The 22,705-nt window shown below is 72.7% G+C and carries 21 protein-coding genes; 10 read left to right on the plus strand and 11 right to left on the minus strand.

Going from position 1 to position 22,705, the window contains the following annotated elements:
• Positions 1–91: 91 nt before the first annotated feature.
• From AB0O53_RS17555 to AB0O53_RS17590, 8 genes are all read left to right on the plus strand, one after another.
• Entirely contained in the window at positions 92–961 is an 870-nt protein-coding gene (locus tag AB0O53_RS17555) for an AraC family transcriptional regulator (protein ID WP_365196481.1), read from the plus strand.
• 56 nt (positions 962–1,017) lie between these two features.
• Positions 1,018–1,485 carry a hypothetical protein gene (locus AB0O53_RS17560; protein WP_350993978.1) on the plus strand — a complete coding sequence of 156 codons (468 nt, stop codon included), beginning with the start codon at positions 1,018–1,020 and terminating at the stop codon, positions 1,483–1,485.
• Positions 1,486–1,578: 93 nt separating this feature from the next.
• Entirely contained in the window at positions 1,579–2,097 is a 519-nt protein-coding gene (locus tag AB0O53_RS17565; RefSeq protein WP_365196484.1) for a GNAT family N-acetyltransferase, read from the plus strand.
• A 4-nt stretch (positions 2,098–2,101) separates the two neighbouring features.
• Positions 2,102–2,503 carry an Imm7 family immunity protein gene (locus tag AB0O53_RS17570; protein ID WP_365196487.1) on the plus strand — a complete coding sequence of 134 codons (402 nt, stop codon included), beginning with the start codon at positions 2,102–2,104 and terminating at the stop codon, positions 2,501–2,503.
• A gap of 124 nt (positions 2,504–2,627) precedes the next feature.
• Positions 2,628–3,503, plus strand: a complete 876-nt coding sequence (locus AB0O53_RS17575; RefSeq protein WP_365196490.1) for a glycosyltransferase family 2 protein — start codon at positions 2,628–2,630, stop codon at positions 3,501–3,503.
• A gap of 135 nt (positions 3,504–3,638) precedes the next feature.
• Positions 3,639–5,075 carry a cytochrome P450 gene (locus AB0O53_RS17580; protein WP_365196493.1) on the plus strand — a complete coding sequence of 479 codons (1,437 nt, stop codon included), beginning with the start codon at positions 3,639–3,641 and terminating at the stop codon, positions 5,073–5,075.
• A gap of 24 nt (positions 5,076–5,099) precedes the next feature.
• A complete protein-coding gene (locus AB0O53_RS17585) occupies positions 5,100–5,768 on the plus strand; it encodes a hypothetical protein (RefSeq protein ID WP_350993987.1) in 669 nt (222 codons plus the stop codon).
• The gene (locus AB0O53_RS17590) at positions 5,752–6,264 is read left to right on the plus strand and encodes an FBP domain-containing protein (protein WP_350993989.1); all 513 of its coding nucleotides are present in this window, start codon (positions 5,752–5,754) and stop codon (positions 6,262–6,264) included. The genes AB0O53_RS17585 and AB0O53_RS17590 overlap by 17 nt, the downstream gene beginning before the upstream one ends.
• Positions 6,265–6,295: 31 nt before the next feature.
• On the opposite strand, the gene AB0O53_RS17595 is transcribed toward AB0O53_RS17590, so the two are convergent.
• Entirely contained in the window at positions 6,296–7,858 is a 1,563-nt protein-coding gene (locus AB0O53_RS17595) for an MFS transporter (RefSeq protein WP_350993991.1), read from the minus strand.
• Positions 7,859–7,941: 83 nt separating this feature from the next.
• Between AB0O53_RS17595 and AB0O53_RS17600 the strand changes: the two genes are divergently transcribed.
• Positions 7,942–9,990: a S9 family peptidase gene (locus tag AB0O53_RS17600; RefSeq protein ID WP_365196496.1), complete on the plus strand. Its 2,049-nt coding sequence runs from the start codon at positions 7,942–7,944 to the stop codon at positions 9,988–9,990.
• Between the two features lie 80 nt (positions 9,991–10,070).
• Here the strand turns inward: AB0O53_RS17600 and AB0O53_RS17605 are convergent, their stop codons facing one another.
• Entirely contained in the window at positions 10,071–12,818 is a 2,748-nt protein-coding gene (locus AB0O53_RS17605) for a M4 family metallopeptidase (protein ID WP_365196498.1), read from the minus strand.
• Positions 12,819–13,075: 257 nt separating this feature from the next.
• Between AB0O53_RS17605 and AB0O53_RS17610 the strand changes: the two genes are divergently transcribed.
• Positions 13,076–14,125 carry a hypothetical protein gene (locus AB0O53_RS17610; RefSeq protein ID WP_350993997.1) on the plus strand — a complete coding sequence of 350 codons (1,050 nt, stop codon included), beginning with the start codon at positions 13,076–13,078 and terminating at the stop codon, positions 14,123–14,125.
• Positions 14,126–14,250: 125 nt separating this feature from the next.
• Here AB0O53_RS17610 and AB0O53_RS17615 read toward each other — a convergent pair whose 3' ends face one another.
• The 9 genes from AB0O53_RS17615 to AB0O53_RS17655 form a co-directional block, all read right to left on the minus strand.
• On the minus strand, positions 14,251–14,571 hold the full coding sequence (locus AB0O53_RS17615; protein ID WP_365196500.1) for a hypothetical protein: 321 nt from the start codon (positions 14,569–14,571) through the stop codon (positions 14,251–14,253).
• Between the two features lie 123 nt (positions 14,572–14,694).
• A complete protein-coding gene (locus tag AB0O53_RS17620; protein WP_365196502.1) occupies positions 14,695–15,699 on the minus strand; it encodes an ABC transporter ATP-binding protein in 1,005 nt (334 codons plus the stop codon).
• Positions 15,696–16,694, minus strand: a complete 999-nt coding sequence (locus tag AB0O53_RS17625; RefSeq protein ID WP_365196505.1) for an ABC transporter ATP-binding protein — start codon at positions 16,692–16,694, stop codon at positions 15,696–15,698. The genes AB0O53_RS17620 and AB0O53_RS17625 overlap by 4 nt, the downstream gene beginning before the upstream one ends.
• Positions 16,694–17,680: an ABC transporter permease gene (locus AB0O53_RS17630; protein WP_365196508.1), complete on the minus strand. Its 987-nt coding sequence runs from the start codon at positions 17,678–17,680 to the stop codon at positions 16,694–16,696. The genes AB0O53_RS17625 and AB0O53_RS17630 overlap by 1 nt, the downstream gene beginning before the upstream one ends.
• The gene (locus AB0O53_RS17635) at positions 17,677–18,654 is read right to left on the minus strand and encodes an ABC transporter permease (RefSeq protein WP_350994007.1); all 978 of its coding nucleotides are present in this window, start codon (positions 18,652–18,654) and stop codon (positions 17,677–17,679) included. Before AB0O53_RS17635 ends, AB0O53_RS17630 begins: the two co-directional genes overlap by 4 nt.
• A gap of 23 nt (positions 18,655–18,677) precedes the next feature.
• The gene (locus AB0O53_RS17640) at positions 18,678–20,420 is read right to left on the minus strand and encodes an ABC transporter substrate-binding protein (protein ID WP_350994009.1); all 1,743 of its coding nucleotides are present in this window, start codon (positions 20,418–20,420) and stop codon (positions 18,678–18,680) included.
• Between the two features lie 179 nt (positions 20,421–20,599).
• Positions 20,600–21,586, minus strand: coding sequence for an arylamine N-acetyltransferase family protein (locus tag AB0O53_RS17645; protein WP_365196511.1), 987 nt, complete (start codon positions 21,584–21,586; stop codon positions 20,600–20,602).
• Between the two features lie 22 nt (positions 21,587–21,608).
• Positions 21,609–21,845 carry a hypothetical protein gene (locus tag AB0O53_RS17650; protein WP_350994012.1) on the minus strand — a complete coding sequence of 79 codons (237 nt, stop codon included), beginning with the start codon at positions 21,843–21,845 and terminating at the stop codon, positions 21,609–21,611.
• Between the two features lie 94 nt (positions 21,846–21,939).
• Positions 21,940–22,650 carry a GntR family transcriptional regulator gene (locus tag AB0O53_RS17655; RefSeq protein WP_136229507.1) on the minus strand — a complete coding sequence of 237 codons (711 nt, stop codon included), beginning with the start codon at positions 22,648–22,650 and terminating at the stop codon, positions 21,940–21,942.
• Between the last annotated feature and the right edge of the window lie 55 nt (positions 22,651–22,705).

Here is a 22,705-nt window from a genome sequence, read left to right on the forward strand (position 1 = left end):
CTCCGCGGGGAGCGCCCTGATCGGATCGGTCCGCAGTAGTCGGGTGCGGCGGGGGCGTCCGCTGTCAGGGTGGGAGTCGAAAGGAGGCCCCGTGATCTCTGCACTCAACCAGCTGGTCGATCTCGTCGAGGAGCGTCTCGCCGAGGAACCCGACGTGGCCGGGCTGGCGGGGGCGCTCGGTACGACCGAGTACCACCTGCGCCGGATGTTCTCGTCCCTCGCCGGCATGCCGCTGTCGGAGTACGTGCGGCGGCGGCGCATGACCGTGGCCGCCGCCGACGTCGTCCGCGGCAAGGCGGACCTGCTCAGCATCGCGGTCCGGCACGGATACGGATCGGGAGAGGCGTTCGGACGCGCGTTCCGCGCGGTCCACGGTGCCGGGCCCGGTGAAGTGCGGCGTACCGGAGGCCCCTTGCGCACACAACCGCAGCTCAGGTTCCGCCTGACCGTCGAAGGGAGCATCCCCATGGACACCCGCCTCGTCAGCCGACCCGCCTTCCGGCTCGTCGGACACGCCACCCGGGTCCCGCTCATCCACCGGGGCGTCAACCCCCACATCCAGGAGCACATCGCGGCACTCCCTCTGGAGGAGCACCTGCGGCTGAAGGCCCTGGGCGACACCGAACCGGGCGGGCTGCTGCAGGTCTCCGACGACGTCGACCCCGACGGTGCGGAGGGCACCGAACTGACCTATCTGCACGGGGTCGCCCTCGACGGGGACACACCGGCCCCGGACGGCCTCGACGCCATCGAGGTGCCGGGCGGGATGTGGGCGGTCTTCCGTACCAGCGGGCCGCACCCGCAGGCCCTGCAGACGACCTGGGCGGCGACCGCGACCGACTGGTTCCCCTCCAACCCGTGGCGCCTGCGACCGGGTCCGTCGATCGTCGCCACCCTGGAGCGCGCGGCCGACTTCAGCACCGCCACCTGCGAGCTGTGGCTCCCCGTCGAACCGGCGTAGCGCACCCTCGCTACCCTCGTGACGCGGTTACGTCGTGTCCGAACAGGTGGTGAGCCATGAGCGATGACGTCCTGTCGGTCATTCCGACCGATCCGGGGTGGCAGCCCGGCGAGGAGGCGGCCGACCGTGCCTGCGCGCTGATCGAGGGGCTGGCTCCCGGCGTCGTCGACGGGGTGGACGTGGAGATCGACGTCACGTGGCACGACGCGGTGACCGCCGTCGACTGCGGGGGCAACCTGGTGCGGATCGGCTGCCCGCTGTGCGGGGCGTCGATCGACACGCAGTGGTGGGCCGATCTCCTCGAGGACCACTGCGACGACGGTTTCGCCACGCTCGACACCGTGACCCCGTGCTGCGCAGGGGCGACGACCCTCGATGCGCTGCACTACGAATGGCCGTGCGGCTTCGCCCGGTTCGAGATCGCCGTCTGGAACCCCGAGCGGCTCTGGTTCGACGACGCCGAGCTGGCCGCCGTGGCGGACGCCCTCGGGCATCCCGTCCAGCAGGTCCGGGCCCGCATCTGAGCACCGGCACCGGGCACGGCCGGCCGGCCGGCGGGCTGGCGGGCCGGCGGTAATCGGTGGTTCGGTGGTGGCGGCGTGGCCTACCGTGGCGCGATGGTGCGGGTGCGTGAGATGGAAGAGGCGGACATCGAGGCCGTTTCGGCGGTCCGGGTCCGGGGCTGGCAGGCGGCGTACGCCGGTGTCGTGCCCCAGGACCACCTGGACGCGATGACGGTCGAGGACGACGCCGCCCGGCGGCGGCAGTGGTTCCGCAGCCCCGGGCGCGAGTCCGCGGACCTCGTGGCGGTCGGCGGACACGGTCCGGTGGGGTGGGTCTGCTTCGGTCCGGCCCGGGGCGAGGTGTCCGGCGTGGCGGGGCGGGTGGGCGAGGTCTACGCCCTGTACGTGGCGCCGGACCTGATCGGCACGGGCGTCGGCCGCGTGCTCCTCGGCGAGGCCCATGCAGCGATGAAGGGCCGGGGCTTCGGGACGTCGGCGCTGTGGGTCCTCCAGGACAACCTCCGGGCCCGGCGCTTCTACGAACGGGCCGGGTACCGGGCCGACGGCGCGACGCAGGACGACGTCTACGACGACGTCACCCTCTGCGAGCTCCGCTACCGGCGGGGGCTCTGACGGCGTGTTCGAGTACCACGGCTGGATCAACGTCCAGGAGAGCGCCGGCGCCGACGACAGCGGTGACGGTGACGTCCTCCTCGGCCGCGTCTCCGAGACCCTCGGGGCCCGGATCCGGGAGATCGACAGTCCCGGTCTGCTCGACCTGCGGTGGATGAACGGAGAGCTGTTCCTCCACCTCGGCGGCTTCCGCAACCACAGCGACCCGGAGGTCCTGGACCTCTTCGGCGAGGTCGGCCGCCTGGCACCCGGCTCGTACGGGGTGATGCACGTGCGCGACGACGAGGACCGCGGCCGCGAGAACGAGGTACGCGTCCTGCGGATGGTCCGGGGACGGGTGCACGAGGACGTGGAGACCGCACTGTCACCGTGCATCCCGGTGCTGGAGGACCCCTACCCGGCCTAGGGCGCACGGTCCGGGCGGACTGCCTCCATGGACGCGAACACGGTCCGGCCGCCGTACGCCAGCGCGAGGGGCACGTCGCGCGACGCTAGCATCGGCACTCCACCGACCACTGGAGTCTGCCGCCATGTCGTTGCCGCGCATCGGAGTCGTCATCGTGACCATGGGCACCCGCCCACGGGAGCTGGAGGCTCTGCTCGCGTCGGTGGAAAGGCAGGACGTCCGTGCGACGCGGGTGGTTCTGGTGGGCAACGCGACACCCCTCACCGACGTCGCGACGGACGCGACCAAGATCCCGCTGGAAGAGAACCTGGGCTGCCCCGGCGGTCGCAACGTGGGGCTGGAGCTGTTGCGCGACTCGGGCGACGTCGACGTCGTCATCGAGCTGGACGACGACGGCCTCCTGATCGCCGACGACGTCTTCCGCACGGTGCAGCGACTGTTCGCGCAAGACCCGGAGCTGGGGATCATCGGGTTCAGGGTCGCCGACGAGCACGGGCAGACCGAGCGACGCTGGGTTCCCCGGCTGCGGGCGGACGATCCGATGCGCCGCGGTCCGGTGACCGCCTTCCTCGGCGGGGGCCACGCCTTCTCGATGCCCATGCTCCGGCAGACCGGCCTGTGGGCGGGGGAATTCTTCTTCGGGCATGAAGAGTCCGATCTGGCATGGCGTGCGCTCGACGAGGGATGGAAGATCCTGTACGAACCCGGTCTCGTCCTCCAGCACCCGAAGACCTCGCCGGCCCGGCACGCGGTCCACTACCGGTTCACCGCGCGCAACCGGGTCTGGCTCGCCCGCCGTCGGCTTCCGCTCCCCTTGATTCCGGTCCATCTCGGTGTGTGGATCCTGCTCACCATGACGCGGACCCGGTCCCTGACGGGTCTGAAGGCGTGGTGGGGCGGCTTCTTCGAAGGCGTACGGACGTCGTGCGGCCCACGCAAACCGATGAGGTGGCGCACGGTGTGGCGCATGACGCGGCTGGGGCGCCCGCCGATCCTCTGAGGTCACGTGAGTGGCCGGGAGCCGTTCGAGCATGACGGCGGTCCGATGCGGCGTGATGGCGCACGCGGTCTCGCCAGGAGCGGGGGCGGGCGGCAGAATCGGGCTCCGGCAGGGGACGAGGGGACGGGCATCGGCATGTCATTCGTGAGGAACGCAGGCGGAGTCGGCGCGGGGGCGGAGGTTCCCGTGCTCCCCGGGAACCCGCTGCTCGGATCGCTCCAGGACCTGAAGTCCGACTCCCTCGGCACCTATCTGCGGGCGCAGCAGCGGCGCGGTGACGTCGTACGGGTCTGCGCCGGGCCGCCCGGCATGCGGGCCGACCTGTACTGCGTGTTCTCCCCCGAGGGCGTCCAGCAGGTGCTCGCCTCCCAGGCGGCCAACTTCCGCAAGGACAACGCCTTCTACCAGGAGGTCCGGCACTCCTTCGGCAACGGCCTGCTGACCAGCCAGGACGAGGACTACCTGCGCCAGCGCCGGCTCGTGCAGCCGCTGTTCACGCGGCGCCGGGTGGACGGGTACGCGGGGGCCGTCGCCGCCGAGACCGCGTCGGTCGTGGCCGCCTGGGAGGAGGCCGTGGACGGCGTCGTCGACGTCTCCGACGAGATGACGCACCTCGCCCTGCGGGCGGTCGCCCGGATCCTCTTCGGCACCGACGTGGAAGCCACCGCGGACGTCGTGGCCCGCTGCTTCCCGGTGATCACGGACTACGTGCTGCGCCGCGGGTACTCCCCCGCCAACATCCCGCGCCACTGGCCGACCCCGGGCAACCGGCGGGCGGCCGCCGCGATGGACGAGCTGTACGGGGTGTGCGACCGGATCATCGGGCAGCGGCGGCGGGCCCGCGCCGGCTCCCCGGCCGAGGGCGCCGCCGGTGGAGGCGCCTCCGGTGAAGGCGCCGCCGGCGAGGACCTGCTGACGCTGCTGGCCACCGCCCGGAGTTCGGACGACGGGGAGTTCGACGCCGCCGAACTCCGCGACCAGGTACTGATCTTCCTGCTCGCCGGGCACGAGACGACCGCCACCTCGCTGTGCTTCGCCCTGCACCTGTTGTCGCGCCACCCCGAGCAGCAGGACCGGGCCCGCGAGGAGATCACCCGCGTCCTGGGCGACCGCACGCCGCAGGCCCGCGACCTGGACCGGCTCCCGTACCTCTCGCAGGTGGTCAAGGAGGCCATGCGGCTGTACCCGGCGGCCCCGGTCATCGGCCGCAAGGCGGTCGCCGCGACCCGGATCGGGGAGCACGCCATCCCCGCGGGCGCGGACGTCATCCTGGCGCCCTGGGTGACGCACCGCCACCCGGAGCACTGGCCCGACCCGGACCGCTTTGATCCGGACCGCTTCACCCCGGAGGCGGAGGCGGGGCGGCCGCGCTACGCGTGGTTCCCCTTCGGCGGCGGCCCGCGCGCCTGCATCGGGCAGCACTTCTCGATGCTGGAGTCGGTGGTCGCGCTGGCGATGATCCTGCGGGCGTACGCGTTCGAGGCGGTGGACACGGAGATCCCGGTCGGCGCGGGGATCACCCTGCGGACGGAGGGTCCGGCGCGCTGCCGGGTCCGTCGCGTGGACCGGTAGCGGCCGCCCGGCCATCATGGCCGGATGGACGAGGAGATTCCGGGCCGTCTGTCCCCGTACGTACGCAGACCGCGGCGCGCGTTGCTGCCCGGCTCGCCCGCCCCGGTGCCCCTGCGGCGCCGGATCGGCGGCTTCTTCCTCTTCCGCTTCCTGACCGCGCTGCCCGACGACCTCGCCGACGCCGTGGCCGCGCTGCTCGATCCCTTCGCACGGGCCGCCCGCCTGGCCGGGCGGCTCCTCCACGGGCCGGCCCTGCGCGGTGGCTGGGCGAGCGGGGCCGGCCGTTTCGCGCTGGCCCTGCACGGCTTCCACTGGACGCACTGGCAGGCCGAGACCGAGGGTCCCGCGGGCATGTTCACCGTCCGCCGCGGCGACGGCCCCGGGGGCGGGGCAGCGGTCACCGCCCGGCCGCCCTGGGGCCGCGGCGACCCGGCCCGCGGGTCGTACACCGCCGTCTGCGCGCTGCGCCGCGTACCGCGGCTGCGCCGCAGGCCGGCCCGGGTGGACCTGGTGTTCGCCGACGGCTCGTGGCTGGCGCTGCGGATGGGCACCCGGGCGGACTCGGCCCGGCTGCGCGCCGTGCTCGGGCCCGCGCGGCGTACGGCCGCACCGGGCGCGGCCGCGAGCCGGATATCGGGGTGCGGTCCGGCCGGGGCAGGCCATAGGGTCGATGCCCGTGGAACCACTCAGTGAGAAACAGATCCGTGCATCCTTCGTGAACTGCACCAAGGGCGAGGCCGCGCGCATGCGCCTGCCCCTCGATTTCGCCGAGCTGCCCTGGGCGGACCTCGAATTCCTGGGCTGGGTGGACCCGGGCGCGCCGCTGCGCGCCCATCTGGTGCTGCCCCGGGAGGAGGGTCCGCTGGGGATCTCCCTGCGCGTGCCGTCCGTGGGCCGTACCAGCGCGGTGAAGTCCAGCCTGTGCCAGATCTGCCTGACGGGCCACGCCTCCTCCGGCGTCACCCTGCTCGCCGCGCCGCTGGCGGGTGCCCGCGGCCGCGAGGGCAACACGGTCGGCACGTACATCTGCGCCGACCTGGCCTGCTCCCTGTACGTACGCGGCAAGCGGCAGCCGAAGCTGCGCGCCGGCCGGCAGGAGGAGTCGCTGACCGTGGACGAGCGCCTCGCGCGCATGGAGGCCAACCTGAACGGTTTCGTCTCCCGGGTCACCGGCGTCACGGTGGTCTGAGCCGTCCGCACCACCACGGGCGGCTCGGACCTCAGATGCGGTCGGCCGCCGGTTTGTGGTTGCCCTGGAGGCGTGCGAGGTCGGAGGGGCGGACCTGGATGACGAACAGCGCGATGGCCGCTCCGACCAGGGTGAAGGCGGCCGCCACGACGAAGGCGGTGCTGATGCCCGAGGTCAGCACCTGGTCGCCCCACGGCTTGGGGAGCTGGCCGGTGCGTTCGAAGAAGGCCCTCTGCACGGGGCCGGCCGTGGCGAGGAAGTCCGGCACCTGCTCCTTGGCCTCGTTGCGGCTGGCGGTGCCGAAGACGGTCACCAGGATCGACAGGCCGAGCGAGCCGCCCACCTGCTGCATCGTGTTCAGCAGTCCGGACGCCGCTCCCGACTCCCGGTCGGCGACGTTGGAGAGGGCCATCAGCGTCAGCGAGACGAACTGCAGGCCCATACCGAGGGCGAAGAACAGCATCGGGCCCAGGATGCTGCCGAGGTAGGTGGAGTGGACGTCGATCTGGGTCAGCCAGGCCAGCCCGACCGCCGAGGACAAAGCGCCGCACACCATGAACGGTTTGGGCCCGAACTTCGGCAGGAGCTTCGCCGTGAGCCCCGCGCCCACCGCGATCACCGCGCTGACGGGGAGGAAGGCGAGGCCTGCCTGGATCGGGCTGAAGCCGAGCACGTTCTGCACGAAGAGGGTCAGGAAGAAGAACATGCCGAAGATCGCGCAGGCGAGCATGAGCATGATCCCGTAGGTCCCGGCCCGGTTGCGGTCGGCGAACATGTGCAGCGGGGTGATCGGCTGCGGCGAGCGCCGCTCGTTGAGGATGAACAGCGTCAGCAGGACGACAGCGGCGCCGAAGGAGCCGAGTGTGACCGGGTCGCGCCAGCCCTCCTGGGAGGCCCGGATGAAGCCGTAGACGAGCGCGACCATGCCCAGGGTGGACAGCAGCGCGCCCGCGAAGTCGAAGTGTCCGGGGTGGCGTTCGGACTCGCGCAGGACCTTCGAGGCCAGTACGGCGATCACCACCGCGATGGGGACGTTGACGAAGAGGACCCAGCGCCAGTCGAGCCACTCGACGAGGATGCCGCCCGCGAGGAGTCCGATGGCGCCGCCGGCCGCCGAGACCCCGGCGAACACGCCGAACGCCCGGTTGCGGGCGGGCCCTTCGTGGAAGGTGGTGGTGATCAGCGCGAGGGCGGTCGGCGAGGCGATGGCGCCGCCGACGCCCTGGAGGGCCCGTGCGCCCATCAACTGGCCCTCGTTCTGGGCGAGTCCGCCGAGGAGGGAGGCCAGCCCGAAGAGCAGGACGCCGAAGATGAAGACGCGTTTGCGGCCGAGGATGTCGCCGGTGCGGCCGCCGAGGAGCAGCAGGCCGCCGAAGGCGAGGGTGTAGGCGTTGACGACCCAGGAGAGGCTCTCGGTCGAGAAGTTCAGCGCCGTCTGGATGTGCGGCAGGGCGATGTTCACGATGGTGATGTCGAGAACCACCATGAGCTGGCAGGACGCGATGACGAACAGGGCGAGTCCGTTGCCGCTTCCTCCGGCCGTGCCGTCCTTGCCGTCGGTCGGCTTGCTGCTCGGCGTTGCGTTCGGGTCCACCCTCCCGACGCTAAGCCCGCACCCCTGGGGCCACCACTCGAACAGCCTAGTGCCGGTGACATTTCACATGTCACACTACGATCATGGATGACTTCCTCAGGCTCTCCGCGAGCACGGCCCGATTCACCCACGGCGCCCCGCGGGCACTGACCTTCGGGGACGACGGCCGGCTGCTCTGGTTCCTCCGGTCGACCGGACCCGCCGACGCCTTCGACAGCCTCTGGGTGCTCGATACCACCACCGGCGCAGAGATCCGGCTTGCCGACCCCCGCGAGCTGTGCCCCGAGCCCGGCCCCCTCCCCACCGCCGAGCGCCGGCTGCGCGAGCGGACCCGGCTCGTCGCCGCCGGGATCGGCTCCTACGCCCTCTCCGGCGACGGGCGCCGCGCCGCCTTCGCCCTGTACGGACGGCTCTTCGAGGTCACCGCCGACGGCGCCGGAACCCTCAGGGAGATCCCCGCCGCCGGCCCCGCGCTCGATCCCCGGCCCGACTCCGACGGCCGGCGCACCGCCTACGTCGCCGACGACGCCCTGTACGTCGCCCCGGGCGGCCGGGTCAGCCCCGACGACGGAGCCCGCTGGGGCCTGGCCGAATTCGCCGCCGCCGAGGAGCTCGGCCGCTCCCGCGGCCACTGGTGGTCCCCCGACGGAAGTGCGCTGCTCGCCGCCCGCGTCGACGAATCGGACCTGCAGCGCCGGTGGTTCGCCGATCCCGCCCACCCCGAACTGCCGGCCGAGGACTTCGCCTACCCCGAGGCGGGCGGGCCCAACGCCGAGGTGCAGCTGTGGGTGCTCGGGGAGACCCGGGTGCGCGTCGAGTGGGACGCCGAGGCCCACCCCTACGTCTCCGACGCGGGCTGGGAGTCGGCCGAGGAGATCCTGCTGACGGTCCAGGACCGGCTCCAGCGCACCGTGCTGCTGCTCTCCGCCGACCCGGCCACCGGCCGTACCCGGGAGCTGTCCCGCACCACGCACCCCCAGTGGGTGGACCCCCTCCCCGGCACCCCGGCCCGCCTGCCCGACGGGCGCATGCTGACCTCGGCCGACACCCCCGGCGGGGCCGCCCGAGCCCTCGCCGTGGACGGGGTCCTGCTCACCGGGGACGAGGTACAGGTCCGCGCGGTGGCCGGGGTCCACGAGGGCCGACTGCTGATCGAGGCCGGACTGCGCGACCCGGCCGAACAGCAGGTGCTGCTGCTGGACACCGCCACCGGCGAGGCGGTCCCGCTCGCGGACGGGCCCGGCGTCCACAGCGTGACCGCCTCGGCCGGGTTCCTGCTGCTGACCTCCGCCGACGCCGACGGCGTGCGGCGCGTCGTACGCACCCCCGACGGGCGGGAGCTGACCCCGGCCGACCTGTCGCAGCCGCTGCCGTACCGGGTGGCCCCGGCCTTGGAGCGGGTCACCGAACACGGCGTCCCCACCGCGCTGGTGCTGCCCCGCGGGCACGTCCCCGGACGGAGACTGCCCGTCCTGATGGACAGCTACGGCGGCCCCGGCGCCCAGGACATCACCGCCGACCCGCGCCGCTGGCAGCACCGCCAGTGGTGGGCCGACCAGGGCTTCGCCGTGGTGACCGTCGACAACCGCGGCACCGCGCACGTCTCGCCCGCCCACACCCGTGCCATGTACCGCGGCTTCTCCGAGGTCACCCTGGACGACCAGGTCGCGGCGCTGCACGCGCTGGCCGCGCGCCACGGCGACCTCGACCTCGGCCGGGTCGGCATCCGCGGCTGGTCCTACGGCGGCTATCTGTCGGCGATGGCCGTGCTGCGCCGCCCCGACGTCTTCCACGCCGCGGCCGCCGGGGCCGCGCCGACCGACTTCCGGCACTACGACACCGCGTACACCGAGCGCTACCTGGGCCTGCCGCAGGACCACCCGGAGGTCTACGAACGGGACTCGCTGCTGCCGGACGCCCCCAAGCTGTCCCGGCCGCTGCTGCTGGTCACCGGCCTCGCCGACGACAACGTCCACCCCTCGCACACCCTGCGACTGTCGCAGGCTCTGACGGACGCGGGCCGCCCCCACCAGCTGCTGGCCCTCCCCGGCGTCACCCACATGACTCCGGGCGGCACCCGCGAGAAGGTCATGGCGCTGGAACTCGACTTCTTCCGCCGCGAACTCGCCTGACGGGGTCCGCGGCATCGGTCGACAACGGCCCGACGGGGCCGACGGCTGCAGCCGTCGGCCCCGTCACTCAGCGGTGGGGATCAGCAGGTACCGGCCGGGCGTTCCCGGACCACCAGGTCCGTGGAGCCGGTCGTCGCGTCCAGCCAGGCGACCTGGCGGCCCGTACCGGCCGCCGGGTAGTTCTGCTCACCGCGGTTGCAGGACACCCGTTCGCGGCGGGAGCCGTCGGTGGTCAGCTGCCACAGCTTCGGCAGCGACTCGTTGCGGTACCGCGTGTCGGGCGTCCGGGCGACCAGGGTCAGCGCGTCCTGCGAGACCGTCAGGTCGGAGGCCATGAACGCGCCCGGCTTCTGCTCGCTGCTCACGATGAAGGCGCCGCGGCCGTCCAGGCCGGCGCTGACGACCGACATCAGACCGCCGTCGCTCTCGTCGCTGTCCGCCAGCCAGAACACGTTCTTGCCGTTGATGCCGGTCTGGCCCAGGCTCACCGGCTCGTCCAGCTGCTCGGTCAGCACCGCCTTGCCGGTGGCCAGGTCGACCACCTCCACGCCCAGGCGGTACGCGCCGCCCTGCGAGTACAGCTTCGCGTAGGCGATCCTGTTGTCGCTGATCGAAGGCAGTGCGGTCAGGGTGTTCCACTTCTTGCCGTCGGTGAAGACCGGCGCCTTGTCCGTGGGCCGCATGTAGCCGACGTGACGGCCGCCGAGGATGTCGTACTCCTCGAACACGACCGTGTTCTTCTCCACCCGCAGGCCCGCGACGCCCGTCGTCGAGCTGTAGAGCGTCTTGACCGGGCCGCCCGCCACCGGACGGGAGAGCACGTCGACCGAGGTCGCGCCGTACGCCGTCCACACCACCGTCTTGCCGTCCGTCGCCGGGGCGGTGTGGTAGCGGCCGTCGTTGGGGCTGATCACCTTCGGCGCGCCCTTGCCGTCGAGGCGGCCGGCGTAGACCGAGTAGGGCTCGGAGCCGTCGTCGTTGGACTTCGAGGCGGTCCACCAGCCGCCGCCCGCGCCCACCCCGGAGTCGGTGGTGTTCAGCGTCCCGAAGAGGGTGTCGCTGTCGACGCCGAGGGCCTGCTCCCAGCCCGGGACGATGCCGTGGGCGTTGAACGACCGCTTGACGGTGTTCTGCTGGGCGGAGGTCGCGCCCAGCGCCTTGGCCGCGGCGATCACCGCGCCCCGGGCCTCGGTGAACCCGTCGATCGGCGTCATGTACTCGGTGACGGCCTTGTAGACGATCTTGTCGGCGAGTTCCCCGCCGAGGTCCTCGCGCATGTCCCACAGCGCGCCGGAGAAGATCGTCGAGTTCAGGTGGACGCCGCCGTTGTCGGTGGCGAACGACACGCCCAGGAAGCTCTTCGACGTGGTGGCACCGTCGTTGAGGTCGCGCAGCGCGCAGTCGGCGGCTGCCTTCGTGCGGCACAGGTCCTCGCCGATCAGGCCCGCGGCCGGATCGTTCATCGGAGTGCCGCTCGCGGTGACGTCGATGGCGTTGCCGAAGTAGTCGGCCAGGGCCTCGTTGAGGGCGCCGGACTGGCCCGCGTAGACCAGGTTCGCCGAGTGCTCGATCACCCCGTGGGTCATCTCGTGGCCCACGACGTCGGTGTCGGCGGACAGCGGCTTGAACTCGTCGTCGCCGTTGCCGTAGACCATCTTGGTGCCGTCCCAGAACGCGTTGGCGTAGGGCAGGCCGTAATAGGTCACGCCGACGAGGGAGTTGACGGCGCCGCCGGCTCCGTCGAGGCTGTCGCGCCCGAAGTTCTTCTTGTAGAAGTCGTAGACCTGGCCCGCGTTCCAGTGGGCGTCCACGGCCCCCGAGTCCGTCGCCGCCCCGCCGAAGGTGGTGTTCGGGGAGGAGAACATCTTGATGCCCGACGGCCACTTGCCCGAGGTCTCCGACACCGACTTGCCGCGGGCGTCCCACGTCGACAGCAGGCTCTTCGACGTGGCGCGCATCCGGCCCGCGTCCGCGAGGAGGTAGTTCCCCGCCGCCGGGTCGTAGGCGATGTCCAGCGAGGCCGCGGCGCCGCCGAGCCGGGCGCCGGAACCGGTCTCGGGGACCAGGTTCGCAGGAGCGGCGGGCGGGCCGTCCTCCGTCGCACCCTCCGCGGGCTGAGCGGCCGTTCCCGTGGCGGCCTTCGGGGCCGTCAGCGTCTTCAGCGCGCTGTACTGCAGCGCCGGGTAGCCCGAGCGGGCGTCCACGTACACCTCGTCCATGACCGGCGCGCCGGTGCCGGGGGCGGTGCCGTGCACGGTGACGCGGTAGGCGAGCACCCCGCCGCCCTTGGGCAGGACGACGAGGCCCTTGGCGACGCCGGTCATGCCGGTGGCCGCCGGATCGCCCGATTCCGAGCGGGGCGCCTGGCTCTTGTCGAGGGTGACACCCAGCCGGCGGGCCGTGGCGGCGACTGCGCGGCGGACCGCGACGTCCTCGGCGACCTGGGGGGTGACGTCGGTCTTCAGGGCCGTGAAGTAGTGCCCCGAGGTGCCGGTGACCACGCGCTTGCCGTCCTGCTTCTGCATGCGCACCACGTACTGGCCGCCCAGGACGTCGACTCCGCGGTGCTTCTGCTGCAGCCGGACCGTCTCGTCCTGGGCGCCGGTGGCGGTCGCCGACAGGGTGGCGAGGTCGCTGCCGGCCCGCGGGATCTTGTAGCGGCTCTTGTTCGCCGCGAGGTGCTTGCGGGCCGCGTCGGCCGGGGCGGCCTTGGCGTCCACGGACTCCCGTATGCCCTCGACGAGCACCGGGGTCGCCGTGTCCTGGCCGGGCAGGACGTTCGAGGGGCCGGGGTCCGCGGCCCACGCCGGCGACGCCTGCAAGGTCATTGCGGCGGCCAGCAGAACCGCTATTCCTCCGGCGGATCGGAGCTCTTTGCGCCATATCCGTCGTGCGGTCGGAGTCGGAGCCGACGAACCTGCGCTGTACTTGGGCAAGGGGTCTCCTCAACCATGAGTGCCTGATGCGTTGCTGTGAGTCGCCGCCATGCAAGCGCCGCGGGCGGCTCGCGGCCAGAGCCGGGAGCCCCTCAGAAGTGGCCATGCACAGTTGTGGGGGCCCTGTGAAGGCGGCAAAAATCCCCGGCATGATCGAAACCGACCCGAACGACCGGACTCCGGCCCGCACTCAGGAAGACAGCAGGGCGACGACCCACGCGGCCGCCGGCCCGGCCACCGACCCAGTCGTCGGCTCGACCCCTGGCCCACCCGTCGATGCGCCCGCCGATCCGGCCGCCGATCCGGCGGCCGTACTGCGCACCCTCATCCAGCGCCGACAGGCCCTCCTGCACCGCGAATCGGCGGAGCTGAGGTCCCTGCGCAGCTACGCCGACCGGCTGGCCCACGAGCTGCCGCCGACGCCCCCCTTACCCCCCGGACCCCCGGCCGGCGTCGAGGTCCTCACCGGCACCGAAGCCGTCACGGCCCGCCTCGACACCATGCTCGACTCCGCCGAGACGGAAGTGCTCGTCCTGGGCCGCAGCGCGCTGACGACGTCCCGGTCCGCGGGAGCGGGAGGCGGGGCGGGAGGCGGGGCGGGAGAGGCCGGCGACACGGGGGAAGCGGGGGAAGCGGGCGCCGACCGCATACGCCGTCTGCTGGCCCGCGGCGTCACCGTACGGGCCGTCACCGACCGGCGCGGTACCGACTTCCCCGACCGGGCCCGGGAGTTGGTCGCCCTCACCCGCATCGGCCTCCAGGCCCGGATCGGACAGCATCTGCCCACCGGCCTGGTCCTCGTGGACCGGCGCACCTGCCTGCTGCCCACGCCGCCCTCGGACGACGCAGGAGCCGACGGAGCGGCGCTGGTCTTCGGCGATTCCCTGCTGCACGGCGCCGCACTGCCGCTGTTCGAGTCCCTGTGGGCGCGGGCCACCCCCGTCGGCAGCCCCGTCAGCCCCCTCAGCGCGGAGCAGGGGGAACTCCTCGGGCTGCTCGCCTCCGGCCTGAAGGACGAGACCATCGCCCGCCGGCTCGGCGTGCACGTGCACACCGCCCGCCGCCGGATCACCCGCATGCTGGAGGAACTCGACGCCGACACCCGCTTCCAGGCCGGAGTCCAGGCCGCCATCCGCGGCTGGCTGCAACCCCACCCCGCCGACCCCCAGGGCGCACCCCGGCCGGCCGGGGCGAACTGACGGACGGCCGGGACGGCCGGGAGGGCCGGGAGGGCCGGGACCGCCGGGAGGCGTCCCGCGACCGGCGCCGGGTCCTGCGCTGCCCTGACCGCCCCACCGGCGGGGCGGTCAGGGCAGCGGGGCGGTCAGGGCAGCGGGGCGAACACCGTGCGGACCAGGGCGGTCAGGGCCAGAGCGGCGACCGGCGCGTACCACCAGCGCCGCAGCCGGCCCGTGTTCACGGCCGCCGCCGTCCCCGCGAGGGCCAGCAGCTCCACCGCCAGCCCGAGCCCCGCCATCAGCCGCACGGTGCCCGTCACCGTGCGGTCCCAGGAACCTTCGGAGTGGGTGAGCAGAGCGCTCAGCACGAAGAACCCCGCCACCGCGTGCAGCCCCAGCAGCACGGCCGCCCACACGGCCGTGGCCACGTGCCCGCCGACGGCACCCGCCGTCCGCTGTTCGCTCATCCGCCGCCCGCCCCGTTCCGGCTCCGCCCGTGGTCCTTCGCCACAGTCTCGCGCCCCCGGGAACGGCCGGAGGACCCGGGGCCGATCGTGTCGGCCCCGGGTCCCCTCTTCCCGTGATCCCCGTCAGTCACCCGGGAAGTGGCACGCCACCTCTCGCGAGGCGGCAGGACGCAGGAGCGGGCGCTCCGTCCGGCAGATCTCCCGGGCCTTGGGGCAGCGCGGGTGGAAGGTGCAGCCCGGAGGTGGGGCGGCCGGGCTCGGCGGGTCGCCGAGCAGCACGATCCGCTCCCGCCGCCGCTCCGCCGCCGGGTCGGGCAGCGGTACGGCGGACAACAGCGCCCGGGTGTACGGGTGCTGGGGGTCCTCGTAGAGGGACGCCTTGTCCCCGATCTCGACGATCCGGCCGAGGTACATGACGGCGACCCGGTCGCTGACCCGTTTGACGACCGACAGGTCGTGCGCGATGAACACGTAGGCGAGACCCAGTTCCGCGCGCAGCCGCTCCATCAGGTTGACGATCTGCGCCTGGACGGAGACGTCGAGCGCGGACACCGGTTCGTCGGCGACGATCAGCCGCGGGCTGGTGGCCAGCGAGCGGGCGATGCCGATGCGCTGGGCCTGGCCCCCGGAGAACTCGTGCGGGTAGCGGTCGATGTGTTCGGGGATCAGCCCGACGAGTTCCATCAGGTCGACGGCGCGGCGCCGCGCGTCCCCTGCGCCCATGCCCTGGACCAGCAGCGGTTCGGAGATGATCCGGGCGACGGTCTGGCGGGGGTTGAGCGAGGAGTGCGGATCCTGGAAGACCATCTGGATGTTCCTGCGCAGCGGGCGCAGCGCCCCCTGCGACAGGCGGCTGATGTCCTCGCCCTCGAAGGCGATCCGGCCGGAGGTGGGCTCCAGCAGCCGTACGAGCATCCGTCCGGTGGTGGACTTCCCGCAGCCCGACTCGCCGACGAGGCCGAGGGTCCGGCCGGCCTCCAGGTCGAAGGAGACCCCGTCGACGGCGCGCACGGGCGCCCCCCGGCGCCCGGTCGCGGACCGCCGGCCGGGGAAGGTCATGGTGAGGTCCGTTACGGACAGCAGTGGTGCGGTGGTCCGCTTCTCGGTGTCGGTCGTGGTGTCGGTCATCGGGCCGCCTCCTCGACGGCGCGGGCCCCGGCGAAGTGGCAGGCCACGGTCCGCCCGTGCGCGTCCCCGTACGCGGCCGGCTCCGGCCGCTCGGTGGTGCAGCGTTCGGCCGCCCGGGGGCAGCGCGGTGCGAAGGCACAGCCGGGGGCGGGTGCGAGGAGGGACGGCGGGGAGCCGGGGATGAAGGGCAGCGGTTCGTCGTCGGCGGTGTCGAGGCGGGGCAGCGAGTCGAGCAAGCCCCGGGTGTAGGGGTGGGCGGGGTCGGCGAAGAGCGCGTCCACGGGGGCCTGTTCGGCGGCGCGGCCGCCGTACATGACCAGGACCTCGTGGGCCACGCGGGCGACGACGCCCAGGTCGTGGGTGATCATCACGACGCCGAGTCCGCGTTCCTGCTGGAGCCTCGCGATCAGTTCGAGGATCTGGGCCTGCACGGTGACGTCCAGGGCGGTGGTCGGTTCGTCGGCGATCAGCAGGTCGGGTTCGCAGGCCAGGGCCATGGCGATCATCGCGCGCTGGCGCATGCCGCCGGAGAACTGGTGCGGGTACTCCCCCGCCCGGCGGGCCGGTTCCGGGATGCCGACCTCGCCGAGCATGTCGACGGCGCGTCTGCGCGCGGCGGCACGGCCGGCCCCGAAGTGGACCCTGAAGTGCTCGGAGATCTGCTCTCCGACGGTGTAGTAGGGGTGCAGGCTGGAGAGCGGGTCCTGGAAGATCATGGCCATCCGGCGGCCGCGGATCTTGCCCAGCTCGCGCTCTCCCAGGCCGATGAGGGGTCGTCCGGCGAGCGCGACGGAGCCGCCGACCTCGACGGCGCCGCGGTGCAGGCCCATGACGGCGAGCGAGGTGACGGACTTGCCGGAGCCGGATTCGCCGACGATGCCGAGGGTGCGGCCGGCCTCGACGGTGAAGCCGACGGAGTCGACGGCCCGGACGGTCCCCCGAGGGGTGGTGAAGGTGACGCGCAGGTCGCGTACTTCGAGGAGCGGATCGGCCATCAGTACCTCACTCTCGGGTCGATGACGGCGTACAGGAGGTCGACGACGAGGTTGGCGACGACGATGAAGAAGGCCGCGAGGAGGGTGACGCCGAGGACGACGGGCTGGTCGGAGTTGACGAGCGCACCGTAGAAGAGGCGTCCGATGCCCGGGAGTCCGAAGATCGACTCGGTGATGACCGCGCCCGCGAGCAGCCCGCCGAGGTCGATGCCGAAGATGGTCAGGATCGGCGTCATCCCGGAGCGCAGGCCGTGCTTGACGACGACCGTCCGTTCGGGCATGCCCTTGGCGCGGGCGGTGCGGATGTAGGGCTCGGCCATCGCCTCGATCATCGAACCCCGGCTCTGGCGCGCGTACATGGCGGCGTAGAGCAGCGCGAGTGCGGTCCAGGGCAGGAGCAGGTTCGAGGCCCAGCCGAGCGGGTTGTCGGTGAAGGCCTGGTAGGTGGGGTAGGGCAGGAGGCCGGCGATGCGGATGACGCCGTAGATGAGCATCACGGAGGTGAAGTACACGGGCAGGGAGGCGGCGGCGACGGCGCCGACCATCAGCGCCTTGTCCGTGGCGGTGTCCTTGCGCAGGGCGGCGGCGACCCCGGCGCCGAGGCCGAGGATCAGCCACAGCGCGGCGGCTCCGAGGGCGAGGGAGGCGGAGACCGGGAGGCGGTCCATGAGCAGGTCCCACACGGGCAGGGAGCTCTCGTAGGAGTAGCCCAGGCAGGGGAAGTCGCAGGTGACGGCGTACTGGCCGGTGCCGAGGGTGCGGCCGGTGAAGATGCCGGTCAGGAAGTCGGCGAACTGCTTCCACAGGGGCTGGTCGAGGCCCAGGTGGAGGCGTACGTCGGCCAGTCGTTCGGCGCTGCAGGTCTTGCCGCAGGCGGCCGCGGCCGGGTCGGCGGGCAGGACGTAGAAGATGAGGAAGGTGACGGCCGCGATGGCGAGGAGCACGCCGGCGAGGGCGAGGAGGCGGCGGGCGAGGTAGACGATCAACTGCGGCCGCCCCTCGGGTCGAGGATGTCGCGCAGCGCGTCGCCGAGGAGGGTGAAGGCGAGCACGGCGAGGAAGAGGAAGACGCTGGGGATGACGAAGTACATGGGGTCGGTCTCGTAGTAGGCGACGGACTCGGCGATCATCTGGCCCCAGGAGGGGGTGGGCGGGCGGACGCCGACGCCGAGGTAGCTGAGGGCGGCCTCGGTGCTGATCATTCCGGGGATGAGCAGGGTGGTGTAGGCGATGACGGGGCCCGCCACGCCCGGCAGGATCTCGCGGGTGAGGATCCGCCAGGGGCCGGCGCCGCCGACGCGGGCGGCGTCGACGTACTCGCGGTGTTTGAGGGAGAGGGTCTGGCCGCGGACCACGCGGGCGATGCCGGGCCAGCCGAAGACGCCGATGACGACGGTCATGAGGACGAGCCGGTTGACGTCCTTGGCCACGGACAGCATGGCGATCATGAAGATGAGGGAGGGGAAGGACATGGTCAGGTCCATGAGCCGGGACAGGACCGTGTCGGTGCGGCCGCCGAAGTAGCCGGCGGCGATCCCGGCGGCGGTGCCGGCGAGGACCACGATGGCGGTGGCGGCGAAGGCGATCAGGAGGGAGACCTGCGCGCCGTGGACGACGCGGGCGAACAGGTCGCGGCCGGTGACGGGTTCCACGCCGAGCCAGTGCTCGGGGCCGATCCCGCCGAGGGCTCCGATCGGCTGGCCGCCGAGGTAGGGGTCGACGGCACTCTTGTCGAACTCGTGCGGGGACCAGCCGCCGAGGGCGCCCAGCCAGGGCGCGGTGGCGGCCATCAGGACGAAGAGGACGACGATGCAGAGGCTGACGCGGACGGCGGGGCGGCGGCGCAGTTCCCGCCGGGCGAGCTGCCAGGGGCTGCTGCCGGGCGCCGCCGCGGGCCCGGCCGGGGGTACGGCCGCGGGTCCGCCCGGGGCGGCGTCGGCGGCCGGTGCTGTGGTGGTCATGGGGTCGGGGGCTCCGGTGTCCCTCAGCCCTGGCCCTTGGAGGGGTCCTTGAGGCCGACCGTGGCGTAGTCGATGGTGCCGGTCCACACGGGGTGGCCGAAAGCTCCCGCGATGTTGGTGCCGACGAGGAGCGGCTTGCGCTCCAGCAGGAGCGGGACGTTGGGGGACTTGGCCATGAGGGTCGCGTCGAGGTCGATCCAGGCCTGGTTGGCCTGCTTGGCGTCGGCCATGGCGTTGATCTCGTCGATGCGCTTGATGACCTCCTCGTCGCGGAACTGGCTGTAGTTGCCCTGGTTGCCCTTCGGCTTGATGGTGCGTCCGTCGAAGACGAAGGGGATCCAGGTGGAGCCGGAGGGGTAGTCCGGGCACCAGCCGCTGAGGGTCATGTCGGGGGTGGTGGACAGGTCGCCGATCACGTCGTAGTAGGCGCCGGGGTCGACGGTGTCGATGACGACCTCGATGCCCGCTCGGGACAGGCCCTGCTGGATGGCCTCGGCCTTGCCCTTGTCGCCGGTGGAGACGGAGAGGGAGACCTTCAGGGTCTCCTTGCCGGCGGCCTTGAGGAGTTCCTTGGCCTTGGCCGGGTCGCCCGCCGGGGGGATCTTCAGGGTGTCGGCCTGCTTTCCGCCGGAGAGGGCCGGGGGCAGGTAGGCGGTGGCGATCTCGTTGAGGGCCGGTCCGCCGCCCGCGGTGACGACGGCCTCCTTGTCGACGGCGTACTGCATGGCCTCGCGCACCTTGGGGTCGTCGAACGGGGCGCGGGAGTTGTTGAGGTGGAGCATCTCGGTGCAGCCCTGGGACTCGGCGAGCAGCCGGGACTTCACCTCGGGCTTGGGAAGTACCTTGGGGGCGCTCTCGGGGCGCATGTCGGCGTACTGCACGGTGGAGGCGTCGGCGCCCTCGCCGGCGATGATCCGGTCGTCGATCTGGCCGCCCTTGAGGCCCATGACGACGACGAACCGGTCCGGGTAGGCCTTGCGGACGGTGTCGGTGCCCGGGTCCCAGTGCTCGTTGCGGACGAGGACGAGCTTCTTGTCGCGGTCGTAGGACTCGATCTTGTACGGGCCGGAGGAGAACGGGCGGGCGTCGTACTGGGTGCCCTTCTCCTGGGACTGGGGCACGGGGGCGAAGGTCGGCAGGGTGGCGGTGGCGGAGAACTCGGCGACGGGGCGCTTCAGTTCGAAGACGATCGTGCGGTCGTCGGGGGTCTTGACGGAGTCGAGGTGCTGCCCCTGGAGGGGGCCCTTGTAGCCCTCGGTGCCGGCCAGGTACTGGGCCGCGTAGTCGGGGCCGCCGGTGAGGTCGGGGGCGAAGGAGCGCTCGACGTTGTACTTGATGTCCTGGGCCCTGACCGGGGTGCCGTCTTCGTACTTCACGCCCTCCTTCAGGGTGAAGGTCCAGGTGCGGCCGCCGTTGGAGGGGGTGCCGAGGTCGGTGGCGAGGTCGGGGACCAGTTCGCTGCCGGCCTTGCCGGGCTCGGCCTTGAAGGTGACGAGGGTGCGGTAGAGCAGGCGCGTGCCGAAGTCCATGGTCGGCATGACCCAGTTGCGGGCGGGGTCGAGGTGCGCGAAGTCCTGGTTGGACAGGACGGTGAGGGTGCCGCCCTTGACCGGGGTGCCGCCGAGGATCTTGCCGTCGTTGGCGGCGGCCGGGTTCTCGGCGCCCGCGCCGTTCGAGCCCTTCTTGGTGCCGGAGCAGCCCGAGGCGCCGAGTGCGAGTGCGGCCACCAGGGCGGTGGCGAGGGCGAGTTGGGTGCGCTTGGTCATGGGTCACTCCAGGGAAGGGCACGCTCAGCGGCTCTACGATGTGACCGGTAACATAGTAATGTGAAATTGCACTGACAAGGGGTTGGGTCCCCCGTTATCCAGCCGTGTCCAAATCCCCCGGCCCCGGGCCCCGTTGGGGCGCGTGAGGCGCGTGAGGCGTGTGAGGCGCGTGAGGCGCCCTAAGCCGTGCCGGCCGGGCGGCGGGCGGCGATCTCGCGGAGTTCCTCCTGGGTGAGGGCGATCCCGAACACCTCGCGCAGGGTGGCGTCCAGGGCCTGCGGCGCGATCTCCTCGGTGGTGCTCGTCCCGTCGGGGAGGGTGGTGACGAGCGTCAGGTCGTCCAGGCTGCGGTGGGCGGCCGGGGTCATGCGCTGCGCGAAGAGCCGGCGGACGAACGGGGAGCGGGCGTTGGTGCCCACGAAATGACTGCCGACGGCGTAGTCGACCGGGTACTGGGCGGTGAGGGTGAAGGTGTGCCGGTCGATCCAGGGGGTCCGGACGCGGCCGGGGACGTCGTCCGGGCCGGCCGGGCCGGGCGCGGTCTGGTACAGCCACCACTGGTCGATGCCGTGGGCGCCGGGCCGCCGTTCCAGCCGGTGCCGCCAGCCGTCGTACGCGATCCGGGCGCCGTCGGCCAGTTCGATCGGTCCGAGCGGACCGGCCCCGAAGCCGACGTCGCACAGCCACTCGCGGTCGTCGTCGCGGGCGGTCACGGCGAGCAGGCCGTGGGTGGCGGGCAGGACCTTGGGCGCCCCGAGGCTGACCCGGCCGATCATGCCGGTGACGTGGAACCCGAGGCGTTCGGTGGCGGCGGCGAAGAGGAGGACGTGCTCGAAGCAGTACCCGCCGCGACGGCCGCGGACCAGGCGGGCCTCGACGGAGGGCAGGTCGAGCGGCAGGTCCCGGCCGAGGACGGCGTGGACGTTCTCGAAGGGGATGCCGGTGGTGTGGGCGCGCTGGAGGTCGCGCAGGACGGCGAGGGTGGGCTCGCGGGGGCCGTCGTACCCGATCCGGGCCAGGTAGGCGTCGAGGTCGAGCAGCTCGCCGGACCACCGGTCGGGGCGGTGATCGGTGGGGCTGGGCCCGGGCCCGGGCACGGGCGGGAGGTGGTCGGCGGAGGGGCCGACGGCCGGGGTGCTCCCGGTGTCGGCCGGCTGGATGTCCATGGCTCCAGCGTCCTACCTCGACCTACCTCGAGGTCAAGCCGGCGTGCGGACCCTCCGTGCACAGCCGCAGGCCGAGCCGGGAGCGCAGGGCCCGGGCGGTGGAGCGCACCTCGTCGTCCATGGAGCCTCCGGCGACGACGTCGAGCACGGCGAGCGCCAGGTCGGCTTCGGCGCGGGTGAGCAGGGGCAGCCGTTCGGGCTCGGCCGAGGATTCGATCTCCTCGGCCACGATGCTGGTGTACAGGTCGTCGAGCGTCACGCCCGGGCAAACGCTCCGGCCGGACCCCGGTCACGGGCCGGGCGAGGACTTTGCCGCCCGATGACCGATGACCGGTCCGGCCGGATCGAGGGGCCTAGCGGACCGGGCCCAGGCCGCCCGGGGTGCGGCCCACCGGTTCGTCGCGACCCTGCGCCCAGAGGGAGCGGACGTGGCCGAGGTGGCGCTGCATGCAGGCCTCGGCCGCCTTGGCGTCGCCGCTGATCATCAGGTCCAGCAGCTCCAGGTGCTCCTCGGCGGAGGAGACCAGCTTGCCCGCCTCGTCCAGGCCGGTCAGCCCGTACAGGCGGGAGCGCTTGCGCAGGTCGCCGACGGTCTCCACGAGCCGTTCGTTGCCCGCGAGGCCCAGCAGCGTGAGGTGGAAGCGGCGGTCGGCCTCCAGGTAGCCGATGAGGTTGTGCTCGCGGGCGCTGGTGACGATCTCCTGCGCGATGGGGCGCAGTTCCTCCAGCTGCTCGGCCGTGGCCGTCTTCGTGATGCGGCCGATGGTCGGCACCTCGATCATGGTGCGCAGCTCGGTGTACTGGTCGAGGTCGCGCTCGCTGACCTCGGTGATCCGGAAGCCCTTGTTGCGGACCGGCTCGACCAGTCCCTCGCGGGCCAGGTCGAGCATGGCCTCGCGCACCGGGGTTGCCGACACGCCGAGTTCGGCCGCGAGGCCGGGGGCGGAGTAGACGCTGCCGGGGCGCAGCTCACCCGCTATCAGAGCGGCTCGGAGGGCGTGCCCGACCTGGTCGCGGAGTCGTTCCTGGGCCTTGATGAGACTGTGCTGCTTCAGGTCACCCATTGCGTTCCCTCCGAGACCCTTTCACCTGCCGACGAGCAGACGAACAGCGTACAAT

Origin of the sequence: Streptomyces erythrochromogenes (assembly GCF_040684695.1) — a bacterium.
GTDB lineage: Bacteria > Actinomycetota > Actinomycetes > Streptomycetales > Streptomycetaceae > Streptomyces > Streptomyces erythrochromogenes_C.